The organism is Limnobacter olei (assembly GCF_029087225.1).
GTDB lineage: Bacteria > Pseudomonadota > Gammaproteobacteria > Burkholderiales > Burkholderiaceae_B > Limnobacter > Limnobacter olei.
The window spans coordinates 1-14,562 of record NZ_JARFJD010000003.1; the positions used below are offsets into that span (position 1 = coordinate 1).

A 14,562-nucleotide genomic window follows, 5' to 3' on the forward strand; every position below is an offset into this window, starting at 1 on the left:
TCCACCTGTCAAACACTTTTGCGAAGAAATTTGTATTTTTCTGCAACACATCAAAAGTATGTTCCAACCACCCCACAAGACGATGAAAACAAGCCCCTGAAGCACAAGGATTTTTTTCAGAGTTGCACAAAAAACAGGCTCCCGAAGGAGCCCTGAAAATATTTCATTTTTTTGACGCCCAAGCCCTTTAAAAAGAGCTTTGAACCCATTTAATTCCAATTTAATTCAAATTAATTTGAAAAATTCGGTCTTATTTGTTCTTGAAGTCGGGCTTCCGCTTCTCAACGAAGGCCGCCATGCCCTCTTTTTGATCTTCAGTGGCAAACAAACTGTGGAACATGCGGCGCTCAAAAAGCACTCCTTCGGACAAAGACCCTTCGAATGCACGATTAATGCTTTCTTTGGCCATCATGACAGAGGGATTTGAATAGGCGGCAATCACCGTGGCCGCCTCAATGGCTTCGTCCAGGCATTTGTCAGCGGGGACTACACGGGAAACCAGCCCTGCACGCTCGGCTTCTGCGGCATCCATGAGACGACCAGTCAAACAGAGGTCCATGGCTTTGGCTTTGCTGATGGCACGGGGCAGGCGTTGGGTACCGCCAGCGCCGGGAATGATGCCAAGCTTGATTTCAGGTTGACCGAATTTGGCGTTGTCTGCACAGATGATGAAGTCGGTCATCATGGCCAGCTCGCAACCACCGCCCAAAGCGAAACCACGGACAGCGGCAATCACAGGTTTGCGAATATTGCGGATGGTTTCCCAGTTGCGAGTGATGTATTCGCTTTTATAGACATCCATGTAAGTAAATGAGGCCATGGCACCAATGTCGGCCCCGGCAGCAAAGGCCTTGTCGTTGCCAGTGATGACCATGGCACCGATGTTGTCATCGGAATCGAAGTCCATCAAAGCCTGGCCCAACTCCGTCATCAACTGGTCGTTAAGCGCATTCAGCACTTGGGGGCGGTTCAAGCGCACCAAGCCCACCTTGCCGATGGTTTCTACGAGGATGGTTTCATAGTTCATGTTTAGTCTCCAGCTTATTAATTAATAGGGATGGGGAAAGTCTAACCGTTCAAATTCGAGGAATTGACGACTAAAAAGAGTTTTGAAGGAAGACGTGACTTTATTTTCTGTCTAGGACAAAATAGGGGCACTTTGGACAAAACAGGTAGTAAATAATGACAAAGTGCGTATTTGTGATGGGCGCCAATAGTGCGATTGCCCAAGAATTAATTCAGCTGTGCGTGAATTCGGGCCAGGAGGTAGTTGCTGCGGGACGAGATGCCGCCGTGCTTGAGGCTCTTTATGGCAACACCCCGAAGGTACATATAGTAGAAGTTCAGGCCTGTGACTCCAGTTCAGTGGACGCGGCTTTTCAGGCTGTGGTTGCAGAAGGCCGGCATGTTGATGGCTACGCACATTGCGTGGGTTCCATTTTGGTGGCTCCACTCGTTAAAACCAGCGACGCTCAACTTGACAGCGTCATGCAGGTCAACCTGCTTTCGGCCATGTACGGCTTGAGGGCGTTTTTGAAACAAGCGAAGGCTCAAGGTGTAGGTGGCTCAGCAGTGCTGGTGTCGACCTGTGCAACGGGGATCGGTGTACCCAATCACGAGGCGATTGCGGCGGCGAAGGCTGGCGTTGAAGGCCTGGCCAAATCAGCAGCTGCCACACATGCGGCTGACAATATTCGGATTAACGTGGTTGCGCCGGGTTTGACTGACTCCCCTATTGCTTCGGCGTTTCTGAAAAGCGACATGATGCGGGCAGCAAGTGCCAAGCAATACCCCCTGCAGGGTGTTAACACACCAGCCGAAGTTGCCCAAGCGATGCATTGGTTGCTAAGCGATGGCGCCAGCAGGATGACCGGCGCCGTATTAAATATCGATGGGGGATTCCGAAATATCCGCCCTCTTGTGAAGTAAACCCCATCCGATTGACAGAAGGGCTAGCCATGCAGTACCAGACACCCAACAAATTTGAACCGAGCCGCCATGCCGCATTGGATGCATTGGCAAAGGTAGACCCGGTACTTTACAGTCGCACCAGGAATTTTCTGGACGGAGCAGTGACAGGCCTGTCCCCATGGATTACCCATGGTTATTTGAGCGTTCGGGAAGCCACCCAAGTGTTGATGGAGAAATATCGCCTGAGTTTTGAGGACAAGCTGATTTTCGAGTTCGCTTGGCGCGAGTTCTTTAAACATGCGCATGCTGAGTTAGGCAATGGGATTCTAAGTGATGTACGCAGACCTGTTTGGTCGGGCAGGTACAACCAACAATTGCCGGACGATATCCGGGAAGGCCGAACTGGGGTTGAAGCAATCGATGCCGGGGTGGCCTTGCTTTACGAAACTGGCTATTTGCACAACCATGTGCGAATGTGGATTGCCTCGTATGTAGTACACATGCGCAAGGTGCACTGGAAAGTGGGCGCGGACTGGATGTATGCCCATTTGCTGGATGGAGACCTGGCCTCCAACCATTTGAGCTGGCAGTGGGTTGCAGGTACGTTCAGCCACAAACCATACGTGTTTAACTCGGACAATGTGAAGAAATACGCTCCGAAATGGGATTGTAGTGGTACTGCGATCGACACCGACTATGAAGACCTTGAATCGATCGCTCGGAGCAAACGCGATGTGGGGCGCGAGAAAAATGCGCCACCCGTTGGAGTCGCTGAGCCGACTAGCCACCGCTTCGATCTTGAGCTATTGAGCGATACGCTGAAGCGCAAGACGGTGGATCTTCGCCAGCAAGCTGGTGTTGACTCGTGCAGCGCACTGATGAGTAACTTCAAGAAGATCAATTTGGTTCACCCTTGGGACCTAAAAGCTTGTTTTGATTTAACGCAAAGTGGTGAGTTGCGAGTGGGGCTGATTGACTGTGCTTTTCACAAAGCGCACCCGTGGAATAAACAGCGATGGGACTTCGTGTTGAACGCCATGGAAACGGGCTGCGACCAGATCTGGGTTGTGAACACGGATGACATTGGACACTGCACAAGCATGCTGGCTGGCTTCATGAAAACCGGCGCCGAGTTTGAAATAAGAGAAACATTGAATTCAGGCTACTTGATGATGGGGCGATGCTTTCCGGTGCGATGGGCACTAGAGGACAAGCTGCTGCCGAACCCGACCCGCTTTCAACAGAGTTTTTCGCGCTTTTACAGAGAAGCCACCTTGATGGCAGGTAGCCTGGAAGAGGCGATACATGGCGGCATTTTGGTGGATTGACAAATGGCACAGGCATTGAAAACGCACTGGATGAGTGTTCTTGGTTACGCAGGATTGATTCCTTTTTTGGGTTTGGCCGTACTGACCGGGATTTACACCGGCACGGAGACTGCCGGCCAACTGGCCAACTACAACCTGATTTATGCCTTGTGCATTGTTTCGTTTCTGGGCGCTGTGCATTGGGGATTGGCCATTTCGCTGAGTAGCCAGGACCAAGCCACCTACCTCGCGGGACTGGACCAAGCGGAATTTGAAACTCGAAGTTTTATCTGGGGTGTGACGCCCTCGCTGCTGGCGTGGTTGGCCGGCGCATTTTCACCACCACAGTTCACCCTGTGGATTCTTGCACTGATTCTGGGTTTGGTGTGGCTGGTGGACCAACGCTTTTTAAAACCCATGAAAGCGTTTGATGCTTACCTGCGCTTGAGAAACCATCTGACTTTGGGTGCAATTCTTGGATTGCTGGTGACCGCCTGCTTTGCCTAATGGTGTAGTCTTGAATCAAGACTGATCAGAAGCAAGGATGGAAAAAGTATGTTCAAGGCGGTATTTCTTCAGAAAAACGAACAAGGCGAATTCAAGGCCAGTGTTGAAGAGCTGGACGAGACTCAGTTGCCTGGATCTGGCGATGTGCTGGTTCAAATTTCCCACTCTACTCTCAATTACAAAGACGGCTTGGCCATTTGCAACAAGTCGCCCGTGGTACGCCAGTGGCCCATGGTGGCGGGTATTGACGGCGCGGGTACTGTGCTGGAAAGTGCCCACCCTGGATTCAAACCTGGAGATGAAGTGATTCTGAATGGGTTCGGTGTGGGTGAGACCCATTGGGGCTGTCTGGCAGAAAAAGCCAAATTGAAGGGCGACTGGCTGATCAAACGCCCCGAGGGCCTGAGTGCGGCGCAGGCGATGGCAATTGGCACTGCGGGCTACACGGCCATGTTGTGTGTGCTGGGCCTGGAGAAAAGCGGTGTAAAACCAGAGAGCGGTGAAATTTTGGTGACGGGTGCGACCGGTGGTGTCGGCAGCATTGCTATTGTGCTGTTGAACAAGCTTGGATACACCGTTGTTGCCACCAGCGGAAAACCTGAGCAAGCCGAGTTTCTGAAAGGCTTGGGTGCCAGTGAGGTATTGGACCGCAAGTTGCTGAGTGAACCCGGGAAACCCTTGCAACGGGAGCGATGGGCTGGTGTAGTGGACTGTGTGGGTTCGCACACTTTGGCCAATGCTTGTGCACAAACAAAATACGGCGGCACAGTGACCGCTTGTGGATTGGCTCAAGGCATGGATTTGCCCTCTTCAGTGGCGCCGTTCATTTTGAGAGGTGTTGCCTTGAAAGGGATTGATTCAGTAATGGCGCCGCTTGCGGTACGTGAAGAGGCATGGCGCAGACTGGCTTCAGACCTCGATTTGAAAAAGCTGAATGATTTGACTCGCACCCTTTCATTGGAGGGCGCGATTGAGGCTGCCGCGGAAATTATGGCGGGAACAAACACTGGCCGAGTGTTGATCAAAATTTAATATACAGACAATTGACATGTTGCATTACCAAGTCACGGTGGCAGACCCGAAAGGCCACTATTTCGATGTTCAGCTGCAATTCGAAATTGCACCGCAACAACTGCAAGGCCCTGAGGACAAGCGCTGGATTGATTTGAGCTTGCCCACCTGGATTCCGGGTAGCTACCTGATTCGGGAGTTTTCCCGAAATGTGCTGTATGTGCGAGCGAGCGTGGGGTCGCTTGAAACTGCTTGCACCCGGGAAAAAAAGGATACTTGGCGTGTTCAAGTGGATGCCGCGCAACTTGTGCCGGCTTCGCAATCACTGTTAATTCAGTGCGAATGGCGGGTGTACGCCTGGGATTTGTCAGTACGCGGTGCACACCTGGATGATACTCATGGTTTTTTCAACGGGACCAGCTTGTTTTTGTGCCCAAAGGGATTTGAACAAAAAGCAGTTGAATTAACCATTTCAAGACCTGGGGAGTATTTGCAGGATTGGCTAATTGCCTGTGGTTTGCCCAGCCAGCCAGGCACATTGAAAGACACTCATGGTTGCCCGGTTTTGCGAGCGGGTAGCTCAGTCAAGTTTAAGGCAACCGACTTTGACAGCTTGATCGATCACCCGGTGGAAATGGGTGAATTGCAGGTTGAAAGTTTCTCTGCCTTCGGCGTTGAACATATATTCGCCGTGTATGGTGCCGATACAGACCTAGATTTGCAGCGCATTTGCAATGACATGAAACCGGTGTGCGAAGCGCAAATTGCCCTGTTCGAGCCAGAAACCAGGCAAGCGCCATTTGAACGCTATGTGTTTATGCTGCATGCAACTGACAACGGCTACGGTGGACTGGAACACAGAAACAGCACCGCCTTGCTTTTCAACACCAATGAACTGCCGCAACGCGGCGTTGAGAAAGCACCCAAAGGCTACGAAGGTTTTCTGGGGCTTTGCAGCCATGAGTACTTTCATTCATGGAACGTGAAGCGTATGAAGCCCGCCGCATTTGTTCCCTACGATTTGACCCAGGAGAACTACACTCGACTACTTTGGATTTTTGAAGGCTTCACTTCCTACTACGACGATGTGATGCTGGCGCGCGCGGGCAAACTGAGTGAAGAGGCTTACCTGAAAAGCGTGGGTAGAAACATTGCGCAGGTGATGAAGGGACCTGGCCGTTTGAACCAAAGCGTGGCCGACAGTTCTTTCGATGCCTGGACCAAATACTACCGACAGGACGAAAACGCACCCAACGCCATTGTGAGTTATTACACCAAAGGCTCGCTGGTGGCTTTGTGTATTGATTCCGCACTTCGACGGCAAACCGGCGGACAAAAATGCCTGGACGATGTGATGCGACTGATGTGGCAAAGAAAGGGATTAAGCGGAGAGGGATTACAGGAAAACGAATTTCCAGGTTTGGTGCTTGAAGCCACTGGAGTTGACCTTGGACAGGAAATTTCGCAGTGGACACAGAGCACGGAAGAGCTGCCACTGGGCGATGCGTTAAAGGCTTATGGTTTTACACTCAACCAAACCCAGAATGATGAGCAGATTTACCTCGGCTTACACGGCCAATTCAAAGCCGAAGGCATGTTGGTAAAACAGGTGATCAACGGCAGCCCAGCGCATGCAAGCGGAATTTCAGCAGGCGATTTACTGGTGGCTTTGGGCGAAAAAAGACTGACTGAAACGCACTACAAACGGCTGTTGGCAGCAAGCAAGCCAGGCGCTGAACTGCGGGCAGTTGCATTTCGAGCGGAGCGATTGCTGGAATTTAATTTGGTGGCAGGCAAACCGGTGTCTAATGAATGGACGATCCAGAAACTGGAACAGATTGAGGGCGATACTGTTCCTGCTCCATGGCTTTAATAAAAAAGATCGGCCAGCGCCTGGCCTGGCGAGGGTGCTCTCATGAACGCCTCGCCTACCAAGAACGCATGGACTTCGTTTGATCTCATCAATGCCACATCTTCACGGGTGGCTATGCCACTCTCGGTGATCAACAAATGTTCAGGGCCTACCCTGCCCTTTAGATCGAGCGTGGTTTGCAATGAGGTTTCGAAGGTTCGCAAATTTCGGTTGTTCACGCCGATTAAAGGTGTTTTTAACTGCAAGGCAATGTCCATTTCTTGTGCATCGTGCACTTCCACCAGCACATCCATACCCAGTTCATTGGCACATTGCTCGAGTTCCAGCAGTTGAGGCAGCTGCAAGGCCGAAACAATCAACAAGATGGCGTCAGCACCCAAACCACGGGCTTGCACAACCTGATAGGTGTCGATGATGAAATCTTTTCGGATGCAAGGCAGGCCGCTGGCTTCGCGGGCCATGTCAAGGTACTGGGGCGCGCCTTTGAAGTATTGAATATCGGTGAGAACTGACAGGCAGGTTGCACCATGCTCGGCGTAACTTTTCGCAATTTCAACGGGGTCGAAGGGTTCGCGCAAAATACCTTTGCTGGGGCTGGCACGTTTTACCTCTGCAATGACAGCTGGCAAACCTTTGGCCACCGCAGTTTTCATGGCATTGGCGAAACCTCGCGTTGGTGCCAACCTGGCGGCTTTTGCCAACCATTGCACTTCAGACAATACCTGTTTGCCCTGCGCAATCTCTTGGCGTTTTGTGGCGAGAATTTGGTCAAGAATGTCGCTCATGATGCTGCCTTATTGCTCAATCGATTTGGTGAAATCGACAAATTCATTGAGTTTGCGTATCGCTGCTCCACTGGATACTGTTGCGCGGGCGATATCGATGCCCTCCTTCAGGCTGCTAGCGACTCCTGCCGTATACAGGCCTGCTGCGCTGTTGAGCAACACGATGTCGCCGATGGCACCACCCTTGCCGTTCAATGCATGGAAAATTTTGTCGCGAGACTCTTGAACAGAACCGGCATGCAAGCTGCCATGCGATGCACGAGTGAGGCCGAAATCTTCGGGTTTGATGCTGTAGTGCTTAATTTCGCCATCACGCAGCTCCGCGATATTTGAGTCGCATTCGATACACAATTCATCCATGCCATTTTCACCATGAACAATCAGCGCTTGCACAGAACCCAATCGCCGAAGCACTTCAGCCTGCAATTCCAGTAAATTGGCGCTGTACACACCCATGACCTGTCGCTTGGCATTGGCCGGGTTGGTCAGTGGGCCGAGAATGTTGAACACGGTGCGCACACCCAGTTCTTTGCGAACCGGACCTGCAAAACGCATGGCGCTGTGGTGGTTGGGCGCAAACATGAAGCCGATGCCGACCTGCTCAATGGATTGAGCCACCTGGACAGGCTTCAGATTGATGTTGACCCCAAGCAATTCGAGCACATCGGCACTGCCCGAATTTGACGACACACTGCGTCCTCCATGCTTGCCCACTTTTGCACCAGCACCAGCCAGCACAAACATACAGGCTGTTGAGATGTTGAAGGTTTGTGCACCATCGCCACCGGTGCCGCACAGGTCAACCACCTCAGTACCTGCGGGTAATTCAACCGGGGTGACCAGATCCCGCATGACTTGTGCAGCTGCCGCCACTTCCTCTGCTGTTTCGCCTTTGACCCGCAAACCCACCAGCAAACCCGCGATTTGCGCTGTAGTTAGGCCGCCACTTAACAATTGCTGAAATGCAGCGCGCGTCAGTTCGTGCGACAGATCGTGCCCAGCAAGCAATTGATTCAGAACGGCAGAGTAGTTAATTGGCTGGGACATGAGATTTCGATGCAAAGTGTTTAATTAACGCGCTTGAGGAAATTTTTCAACAGATCGTGACCGCGGTCGCTGAGAATGGACTCGGGGTGAAACTGAACACCCTCGACGTCGAGGGTTTTGTGGCGCACCCCCATAATTTCTCCATCCGCCGTCTCTGCGGTGATCTCGAGACAGTCAGGCAAGCTTTCCCGCTCGATGGCCAGAGAGTGGTAACGGATGCAGGTGAGTGGATTGGGCAAATCTTCGAACACACCCATATTTCGGTGATGTACCGGTGATGTTTTGCCGTGCATGATTGTTTTTGCACGCACCACCTTGCCACCAAAAGCTTCTCCGATCGCTTGATGCCCCAAACACACGCCCAACACTGGCACCACGCCGGCCATGCGCTGGATGATTTCGATGGATACGCCGGCTTGCGCGGGTGAACAAGGGCCTGGCGACACACACACTGCACTCGGCTTGAGCGCCAAGGCTTCATCGACCGTGATGGCATCGTTGCGAACAACATGCACTTGCTGGCCCAACTCCCCGAAATACTGGACGAGATTAAAAGTAAAACTGTCGTAATTGTCGATCATCAACAGCATGATGGGCCTGCATATTGGCGTAAAAAAGGATGGCTTTCACCGGAACACGCAAAATTATAGCACATGCCCCCACCCCGCCTGGCGCATTTCAGGCGTATTGCGGCCCCAGCACACGATCAACCCGTTGTTGCACCTGAAGAGAAATTTCCATCAACGCATTCTTGATTTCAGCAGTTTTGTGGTTGGGGCGGTCCATGTAACGAATGATCTGATCAATCGCGATACGGGCCATGTGCAGGTGATTCCCGGTACAACGTTGTTTGAGCCATTGCAGTTGCCGGTGAGTAATTGGACCATGACACAGGCTGTTAAGGGTGTGGTACATGACCTGTAACTGAACCTGAGCATCCCGCGTGTTTTCCTGGGTGCCATCCAGCACATGCTGATTGATTTCATGAATAAGCTGGGCAGGTTCACATGGTCGAATCACAAAACGCTGAACACCGCGATCCCGTGCCTGCAAGATGGTTTCGCGATCAGCCAGACACACCATCACAGGGAAAAAGTAGGGACTGCGCAACCTGCTCAATGCGTCTTCGTTGCTGTCGACCTGCTCGATTTGCCCACTCCAGTGGGGCTGCACGGCCTCGAGCCATTTTTGTTGAACATCGACATCCTTCTCTACGACAAGCAAGCGCATGGTAACCTCGACCTATCATTGGCACCGGTCAAGGGTATGAACAAGTGTTAAATGTTAGAGCTACCTGACTGGGGGAAAGGTCCGTTCTGGAGACTCAGGTCAATTCGCCATCCAACCCGGCTTGCACAAGTTCAGCAGCCCGCATGACTGCCCTCGCTTTATTCTCGGTTTCCAGCCACTCACTTTCAGCCACAGAATCAGCCACTACGCCTGCACCGGCCTGAACATACAGGGTTTGATCTTTCACAACCCCGGTGCGAATGGCGATCGCCACATCCATGGTGCCTGTGAAGCTGAGATAACCGCATGCACCGCCATAAACGCCACGCTTGGTGGGCTCAAGTTCGTCAATGATCTCCATGGCGCGTACCTTGGGTGCACCGGAAAGCGTGCCCGCCGGGAAAGTGGCGCGCAGCACATCCATTGCCCCCATGCCGGGCTTCAAATCGCCCTGCACGTTGCTGACAATGTGCATGACATGCGAGTAGCGCTCAATGATCATTTTCTCGGTGACCTGCACCGAACCTGTTTGCGCAATGCGGCCCACATCGTTGCGAGCCAGATCAATCAGCATGACATGCTCTGCGATCTCCTTGGGATCAGCCAATAACTCCTCAGCCAGCGCGATGTCTTCTTGAGGTGTTTTGCCGCGCGGACGAGTACCGGCAATGGGGCGCAGTGTGACCAAAGGAGGCTTGCCCTCAACCTGATCTTGCCGAACCAGAATTTCTGGCGATGAACCCACCACCTGAAAGCTGCCGAAGTTGTAGTAGAACAAATACGGCGATGGATTCAAGGAGCGCAAGGCGCGGTACAACATGAGTGCGTCTTGGGTGAAGCGCTTGCTGAGCCGCTGGCCCAACACCACCTGCATGACATCGCCAGCAGCGATGTATTCCTTCGATCTGGCCACCATGTCAAAGAAATAATCTTTGCTCATGCTGCGTTCAATTGGCGTGCTTTCACTGCTGCCCGAAACCGGAATTGCAATGGGCTGGCGCAGTTGAGCCATGAGCTGCTTGACCTCAGTCACCCCGTTTTCATACGCATTCGCTTGTGCCGGATCGACGAAAACAATCAGTTGAATGGTGCCCTGAATATTGTCGACCACCGCCATGCGATCGGTGAACATGAGCAGAATGTCGGGTATGCCAAGGTCATCAACCTTTCGACTGGCCTCCAGACGAGGCTCCATGTAGCGCACGGTGTCATAACCAAAGTAACCCGCCAGACCACCAAAAAACCGAGGGCTGCCCTGCACTGGCGGCACCTTGAAACGGGCATGGTATTGCTCGATGAATTTCAACGGGTCCCCACTGAAGGTTTCCAGTGTCTCGAGCGTGCCATCCTCGCGCTGCCGCTGCACCACGACCGAATGTTCCACTACTTTGATGGTTATGCTGGAAGGCAGTCCAATGAAGGAATAGCGGCCGGAACGCTCGCCACCAACGACCGATTCCAACAGGAAAGTGTTGGGCTTGTTGGCCAGTTTGAAATACACCGACAAGGGCGTATCGAGGTCCGCATAACAGCGCGCAATTAGTGGGATACGGTTGTAACCTTGCGCAGCAAATGCTTCGAATTCAGTTTGAGAAATCATTGTGGTACCCGTGCGCCCAGCAGACGTTGTGCAGCTTCCTCGATAGTGTTCACGATGCCATCGCACTGTGTTTCATGAACAGATCGCCCTTCGTTGTAACCGTAGGGCAACAGCCAGCACTCAACGCCTGCAGCATTGGCAGCCAGCGCATCGTTCACGGAATCGCCGATCATCAAGGCTTGCGAAGGATCAACGCCGAGCAGCTTGCATGCGTGGGTTACTGGCATGGGATCCGGTTTCTTAACCGGGCAGGTGTCACCACCCACCACAACCTCGAAGTAATGGGCAATGCCGGTGCGCTCCAACAGGGGTTTTGTGAAACGCTCAGGCTTGTTGGTAACCACCGCCAGCTTGTAACCCCCATTTTTCAACAACTCCAGCCCTTCTTTCACGCCGGGATAAAACACCGAGTGATTGCCGTTGATCTGGGTGTAGTGGTTTTGCCAGTTGGCCATGGCCCGGGCATACAAGTCAGGTGATGCTTTCTCGGTCATGCTGCCAGTCAGGCTTCGGTTAACCAGATTTTCCGCGCCCTTGCCCACATACACGGCCACTGTTTCCTCAGGCAAAACAGGTTTGCCCAAGTCAACCAACATGGCGTTCACTGCGGCGGCCAGATCGGGCACGGTGTGTAAAAGTGTTCCATCCAGATCGAACAATACTGCTTGCTTGGTCATGATTGTTTATCTCGTAGTGGCGAGCTCGGCGCGCATTTGATCGATCACGGCCTTGTAGTCGGGCTTGCCGAAAATGGCTGAGCCAGCAACGAAGGTATCGGCACCTGCGCGCGCGATTTGCGCTATGTTGTCGGGCTTCACGCCGCCATCCACCTCAAGGCGGATATTCTGTCCGCCCTTGGCCACATGGGCGTCAATTCGCTTGCGCAATTCGGCCAGCTTCACCAGGGCCTGTGGAATAAAACTTTGACCTCCAAAACCTGGGTTCACAGACATCACCAAAACAAGGTCAAGCTTGTCCATGACATGGTCTACCCAGGAAATCGGGGTGGCCGGGTTCAGCACAATACCGGCCTGACAGCCAGAATCACGGATCAGGCCCAAAGTGCGATCGAGGTGATCTGTGCCTTCGGGGTGAACACTGATGAGGTTCGCGCCGGCCTTTGCAAAGTCGGGAATGATTCGATCCACCGGGCGCACCATTAAATGGACATCAATCATCGCCGAGGTGTGGGGGCGCAGGGCTTCGCAAACCAAAGGGCCAATCGTGAGATTGGGTACATAATGATTGTCCATTACATCGAAGTGAACCCAGTCCGCGCCAGCCGCAATCACGTTTTTCACTTCTTCGCCCAAACGGGCAAAATCGGCTGAAAGAATACTGGGGGCAATAACAAACGGGTTCATGGTGTGCCTTCGGTGAAGAATTCGTAAATCAAAGCAAGAGTTTAAACGAAGTTGCAGCCTGCAAATGACATGTAAAGCCGCTTCGGATTTGTGAAAACGGGGGTTTGAAGTCATACTTGAAAGCCACGTACAGACCAACAAGCCACGCAGCATGAGCAGCCAGTCAGAATACCTTTTTGAAGTTCGGGTCAGCACCCAGTTTCTTGACGAACAAAGCGACAAGGAAAAAGGCCCTTATGTGTTCGCCTACACCATTGAAATTGAGAATGTGGGCGAGAGAACAGCGCAGTTGCTGAGCCGCCACTGGATTATTACCGATGCGCACAATATTGTTCAGGAGGTGAAAGGCGATGGGGTGGTGGGCGAGCAACCCACTCTGCGCCCAGGTGAGCGATTTGAATACACCAGTGGCTGCCCCTTACCCACCCCGGTAGGTACAATGAAAGGCAAATACACCTTTGTGGGCGAAGGCGGCGAGCAGTTTGATGTGCCAGTGCCTGAGTTTTTGCTGTCAATGCCCCGGGTGCTGCACTAATCTTTGTGGGGGGGCGTGCTTGGTGCTGATGATTCTTCGTCGGGTTTTTCGACTGGATGATCTACTCTGGCCCTCAACGTCCACCACATAATGAACACGATCAGGCCCAAAGCCAAAACCATTTCCGCAATGAGTAACCACATGTCCAATCCACTCCGTTGTTGGTGGCCCAGCACCGTGCTGGCCGCCTTGATTCTATCTGGATGCGCTACTGCTCCGACCCCGAAAACGGCTGAATGTTCATGCCCGGCAGGAGAAAAACAGGCTCAGACCGAGAAAAAAGATGAAAAACCGGCCTTGCCACTGTTTGTGAAATCTGACTTTTCAAGCTTGCCAGGATGGAGCACCGCCAACCACGGACGTTTTCTGGAGGCATTTTCAGAGCAGTGCTCAGTCAATGGCAATGCCTTGGCCAAACGCAAAGCCACCCCCACCGGCTTGCTGGAAGCCTGCCGCAAAGCCCGACAAAACCTGAGCGGGAATGCGCTGCTGCCTGCACAAATCTGGATGGAGGCGAACTTTGATGTGTGGCAGCTTCAGCAGGAAGACGGCAAGAAAGAAGGTTTGCTGACTGGTTACTTTGAACCCCTGTTAAAAGGCGCACGCCAGGCACAAGGTACATACAATGCGCCACTTTACGGTGTGCCCGCGGATTTGATTACCGTAAAGCTAGACGAGCAGTACCCGGAACTGAAAGGTAAGCGTCTGCGTGGCCGCCTGCAGGGCAATACGCTGGTTCCTTTCTTTGACAGGGCAGAATGGGAGCGCTTGGGACCAGACCGTGAAAAACCGATTGTTTGGGTAAACGACAAACTGGACGCATTTTTGTTGCAGGTGCAGGGTTCAGGCCGAGTGACCTTGCCAGACGGCAGCGTAATTCGCTTGAGTTACGCCGAGCAGAACGGCCACCCATATAAATCCATCGGGAAAGTGCTGGTGGATCGCGGAGAGTTGACCGCTGCGCAGGCTACCATTCCGGGTATCAGAAACTGGGCAAAAGCCAACCCCGGCAAGCTGGATGATTTACTGAATGCCAACCCCAGCGTGGTGTTTTTCAAGGAAAACAAAGTACTGCGCCCACAAGAAGGCCCAGTGGGCGCCATGGGTGTTCCCTTGACTGGCCAACTCAGCCTGGCGATTGACCGTGAAAAAATACCTTATGGCAGCCCGATCTGGATTGAATCCAGCAACCCGGTGACCAATGCACCCATTGCGCAGGGCACCTTGGCCCAAGACACTGGCGGCGCCATTCGGGGCCGGGTACGTGCTGACTATTTCTGGGGAACAGGTGAAGAGGCTGGCACAGCTGCTGGCCTGACCCGCCAACCCTTGAAAATGTGGCTGATTTGGCCAAAGGGCACGCCACTGCCTGAAAGCGGAAGCTGAAAACCC

15 protein-coding genes are annotated in these 14,562 nt (G+C 52.7%); 7 read left to right on the forward strand and 8 right to left on the reverse strand.

All coding sequences use genetic code 11. The features are described 5' to 3' along the window. Positions 1 to 250: 250 nt before the first annotated feature. Positions 251 to 1,027, reverse strand: coding sequence for an enoyl-CoA hydratase (locus PY990_RS02740; RefSeq protein WP_275270293.1), 777 nt, complete (start codon positions 1,025 to 1,027; stop codon positions 251 to 253). Positions 1,028 to 1,182: 155 nt separating this feature from the next. On the opposite strand from PY990_RS02740, the gene PY990_RS02745 reads away from it, so the two are divergent. The 5 genes from PY990_RS02745 to PY990_RS02765 are packed head-to-tail and all read left to right on the forward strand — an operon-like array spanning position 1,183 to position 6,609. Further along, positions 1,183 to 1,929, forward strand: a complete 747-nt coding sequence (locus PY990_RS02745; protein WP_275270294.1) for an SDR family NAD(P)-dependent oxidoreductase — start codon at positions 1,183 to 1,185, stop codon at positions 1,927 to 1,929. A 29-nt stretch (positions 1,930 to 1,958) separates the two neighbouring features. Continuing rightward, positions 1,959 to 3,239 (forward strand): FAD-binding domain-containing protein, encoded by a 1,281-nt coding sequence (locus tag PY990_RS02750; protein ID WP_275270295.1) that lies wholly within the window; start codon positions 1,959 to 1,961, stop codon positions 3,237 to 3,239. Between the two features lie 3 nt (positions 3,240 to 3,242). Further along, positions 3,243 to 3,725 (forward strand): DUF3429 domain-containing protein, encoded by a 483-nt coding sequence (locus PY990_RS02755; protein WP_275270296.1) that lies wholly within the window; start codon positions 3,243 to 3,245, stop codon positions 3,723 to 3,725. Positions 3,726 to 3,773: 48 nt separating this feature from the next. Beyond that, positions 3,774 to 4,757, forward strand: a complete 984-nt coding sequence (gene acuI, locus PY990_RS02760; protein WP_275270297.1) for an acrylyl-CoA reductase (NADPH) — start codon at positions 3,774 to 3,776, stop codon at positions 4,755 to 4,757. 16 nt (positions 4,758 to 4,773) lie between these two features. Beyond that, positions 4,774 to 6,609 (forward strand): M61 family metallopeptidase, encoded by a 1,836-nt coding sequence (locus PY990_RS02765; protein ID WP_275270298.1) that lies wholly within the window; start codon positions 4,774 to 4,776, stop codon positions 6,607 to 6,609. On the opposite strand, the gene trpC is transcribed toward PY990_RS02765, so the two are convergent. The 7 genes from trpC to rpe all read right to left on the reverse strand — a co-directional run bounded on the left by trpC (position 6,606) and on the right by rpe (position 12,635). Further along, positions 6,606 to 7,394, reverse strand: coding sequence for an indole-3-glycerol phosphate synthase TrpC (gene trpC, locus PY990_RS02770; RefSeq protein ID WP_275270299.1), 789 nt, complete (start codon positions 7,392 to 7,394; stop codon positions 6,606 to 6,608). The two genes, PY990_RS02765 and trpC, sit on opposite strands and share 4 nt — an antisense overlap. Positions 7,395 to 7,403: 9 nt before the next feature. Next, positions 7,404 to 8,441 (reverse strand): anthranilate phosphoribosyltransferase, encoded by a 1,038-nt coding sequence (trpD, locus tag PY990_RS02775; protein ID WP_275270300.1) that lies wholly within the window; start codon positions 8,439 to 8,441, stop codon positions 7,404 to 7,406. 20 nt (positions 8,442 to 8,461) lie between these two features. After that, positions 8,462 to 9,031: an anthranilate synthase component II gene (locus PY990_RS02780; RefSeq protein WP_275270301.1), complete on the reverse strand. Its 570-nt coding sequence runs from the start codon at positions 9,029 to 9,031 to the stop codon at positions 8,462 to 8,464. An 88-nt stretch (positions 9,032 to 9,119) separates the two neighbouring features. Beyond that, positions 9,120 to 9,671, reverse strand: coding sequence for a hypothetical protein (locus PY990_RS02785; RefSeq protein ID WP_275270302.1), 552 nt, complete (start codon positions 9,669 to 9,671; stop codon positions 9,120 to 9,122). Between the two features lie 94 nt (positions 9,672 to 9,765). Beyond that, positions 9,766 to 11,268 carry an anthranilate synthase component I gene (gene trpE, locus PY990_RS02790; protein WP_275270416.1) on the reverse strand — a complete coding sequence of 501 codons (1,503 nt, stop codon included), beginning with the start codon at positions 11,266 to 11,268 and terminating at the stop codon, positions 9,766 to 9,768. Continuing rightward, the gene (locus PY990_RS02795) at positions 11,268 to 11,948 is read right to left on the reverse strand and encodes a phosphoglycolate phosphatase (protein WP_275270303.1); all 681 of its coding nucleotides are present in this window, start codon (positions 11,946 to 11,948) and stop codon (positions 11,268 to 11,270) included. Before PY990_RS02795 ends, trpE begins: the two co-directional genes overlap by 1 nt. A gap of 6 nt (positions 11,949 to 11,954) precedes the next feature. Then, the gene (gene rpe / locus PY990_RS02800; protein ID WP_275270304.1) at positions 11,955 to 12,635 is read right to left on the reverse strand and encodes a ribulose-phosphate 3-epimerase; all 681 of its coding nucleotides are present in this window, start codon (positions 12,633 to 12,635) and stop codon (positions 11,955 to 11,957) included. Between the two features lie 151 nt (positions 12,636 to 12,786). On the opposite strand from rpe, the gene apaG reads away from it, so the two are divergent. Continuing rightward, positions 12,787 to 13,170 carry a Co2+/Mg2+ efflux protein ApaG gene (apaG, locus tag PY990_RS02805; protein ID WP_275270305.1) on the forward strand — a complete coding sequence of 128 codons (384 nt, stop codon included), beginning with the start codon at positions 12,787 to 12,789 and terminating at the stop codon, positions 13,168 to 13,170. Positions 13,171 to 13,311: 141 nt separating this feature from the next. Beyond that, positions 13,312 to 14,556, forward strand: coding sequence for a murein transglycosylase A (gene mltA / locus PY990_RS02810; RefSeq protein ID WP_275270306.1), 1,245 nt, complete (start codon positions 13,312 to 13,314; stop codon positions 14,554 to 14,556). Positions 14,557 to 14,562: the final 6 nt, after the last annotated feature.

Bases quoted from the DNA above. Each gene is read 5' to 3' on its own strand.
- PY990_RS02740 (WP_275270293.1), bottom strand. From the start codon at position 1,027: ATGAACTATGAAACCATCCTCGTAGAAACCATCGGCAAGGTGGGCTTG.
- PY990_RS02745 (WP_275270294.1), top strand. From the start codon at position 1,183: ATGACAAAGTGCGTATTTGTGATGGGCGCCAATAGTGCGATTGCCCAA.
- PY990_RS02750 (WP_275270295.1), top strand. From the start codon at position 1,959: ATGCAGTACCAGACACCCAACAAATTTGAACCGAGCCGCCATGCCGCA.
- PY990_RS02755 (WP_275270296.1), top strand. From the start codon at position 3,243: ATGGCACAGGCATTGAAAACGCACTGGATGAGTGTTCTTGGTTACGCA.
- acuI (WP_275270297.1), top strand. From the start codon at position 3,774: ATGTTCAAGGCGGTATTTCTTCAGAAAAACGAACAAGGCGAATTCAAG.
- PY990_RS02765 (WP_275270298.1), top strand. From the start codon at position 4,774: ATGTTGCATTACCAAGTCACGGTGGCAGACCCGAAAGGCCACTATTTC.
- trpC (WP_275270299.1), bottom strand. From the start codon at position 7,394: ATGAGCGACATTCTTGACCAAATTCTCGCCACAAAACGCCAAGAGATT.
- trpD (WP_275270300.1), bottom strand. From the start codon at position 8,441: ATGTCCCAGCCAATTAACTACTCTGCCGTTCTGAATCAATTGCTTGCT.
- PY990_RS02780 (WP_275270301.1), bottom strand. From the start codon at position 9,031: ATGCTGTTGATGATCGACAATTACGACAGTTTTACTTTTAATCTCGTC.
- PY990_RS02785 (WP_275270302.1), bottom strand. From the start codon at position 9,671: ATGCGCTTGCTTGTCGTAGAGAAGGATGTCGATGTTCAACAAAAATGG.
- PY990_RS02795 (WP_275270303.1), bottom strand. From the start codon at position 11,948: ATGACCAAGCAAGCAGTATTGTTCGATCTGGATGGAACACTTTTACAC.
- rpe (WP_275270304.1), bottom strand. From the start codon at position 12,635: ATGAACCCGTTTGTTATTGCCCCCAGTATTCTTTCAGCCGATTTTGCC.
- apaG (WP_275270305.1), top strand. From the start codon at position 12,787: ATGAGCAGCCAGTCAGAATACCTTTTTGAAGTTCGGGTCAGCACCCAG.
- mltA (WP_275270306.1), top strand. From the start codon at position 13,312: ATGTCCAATCCACTCCGTTGTTGGTGGCCCAGCACCGTGCTGGCCGCC.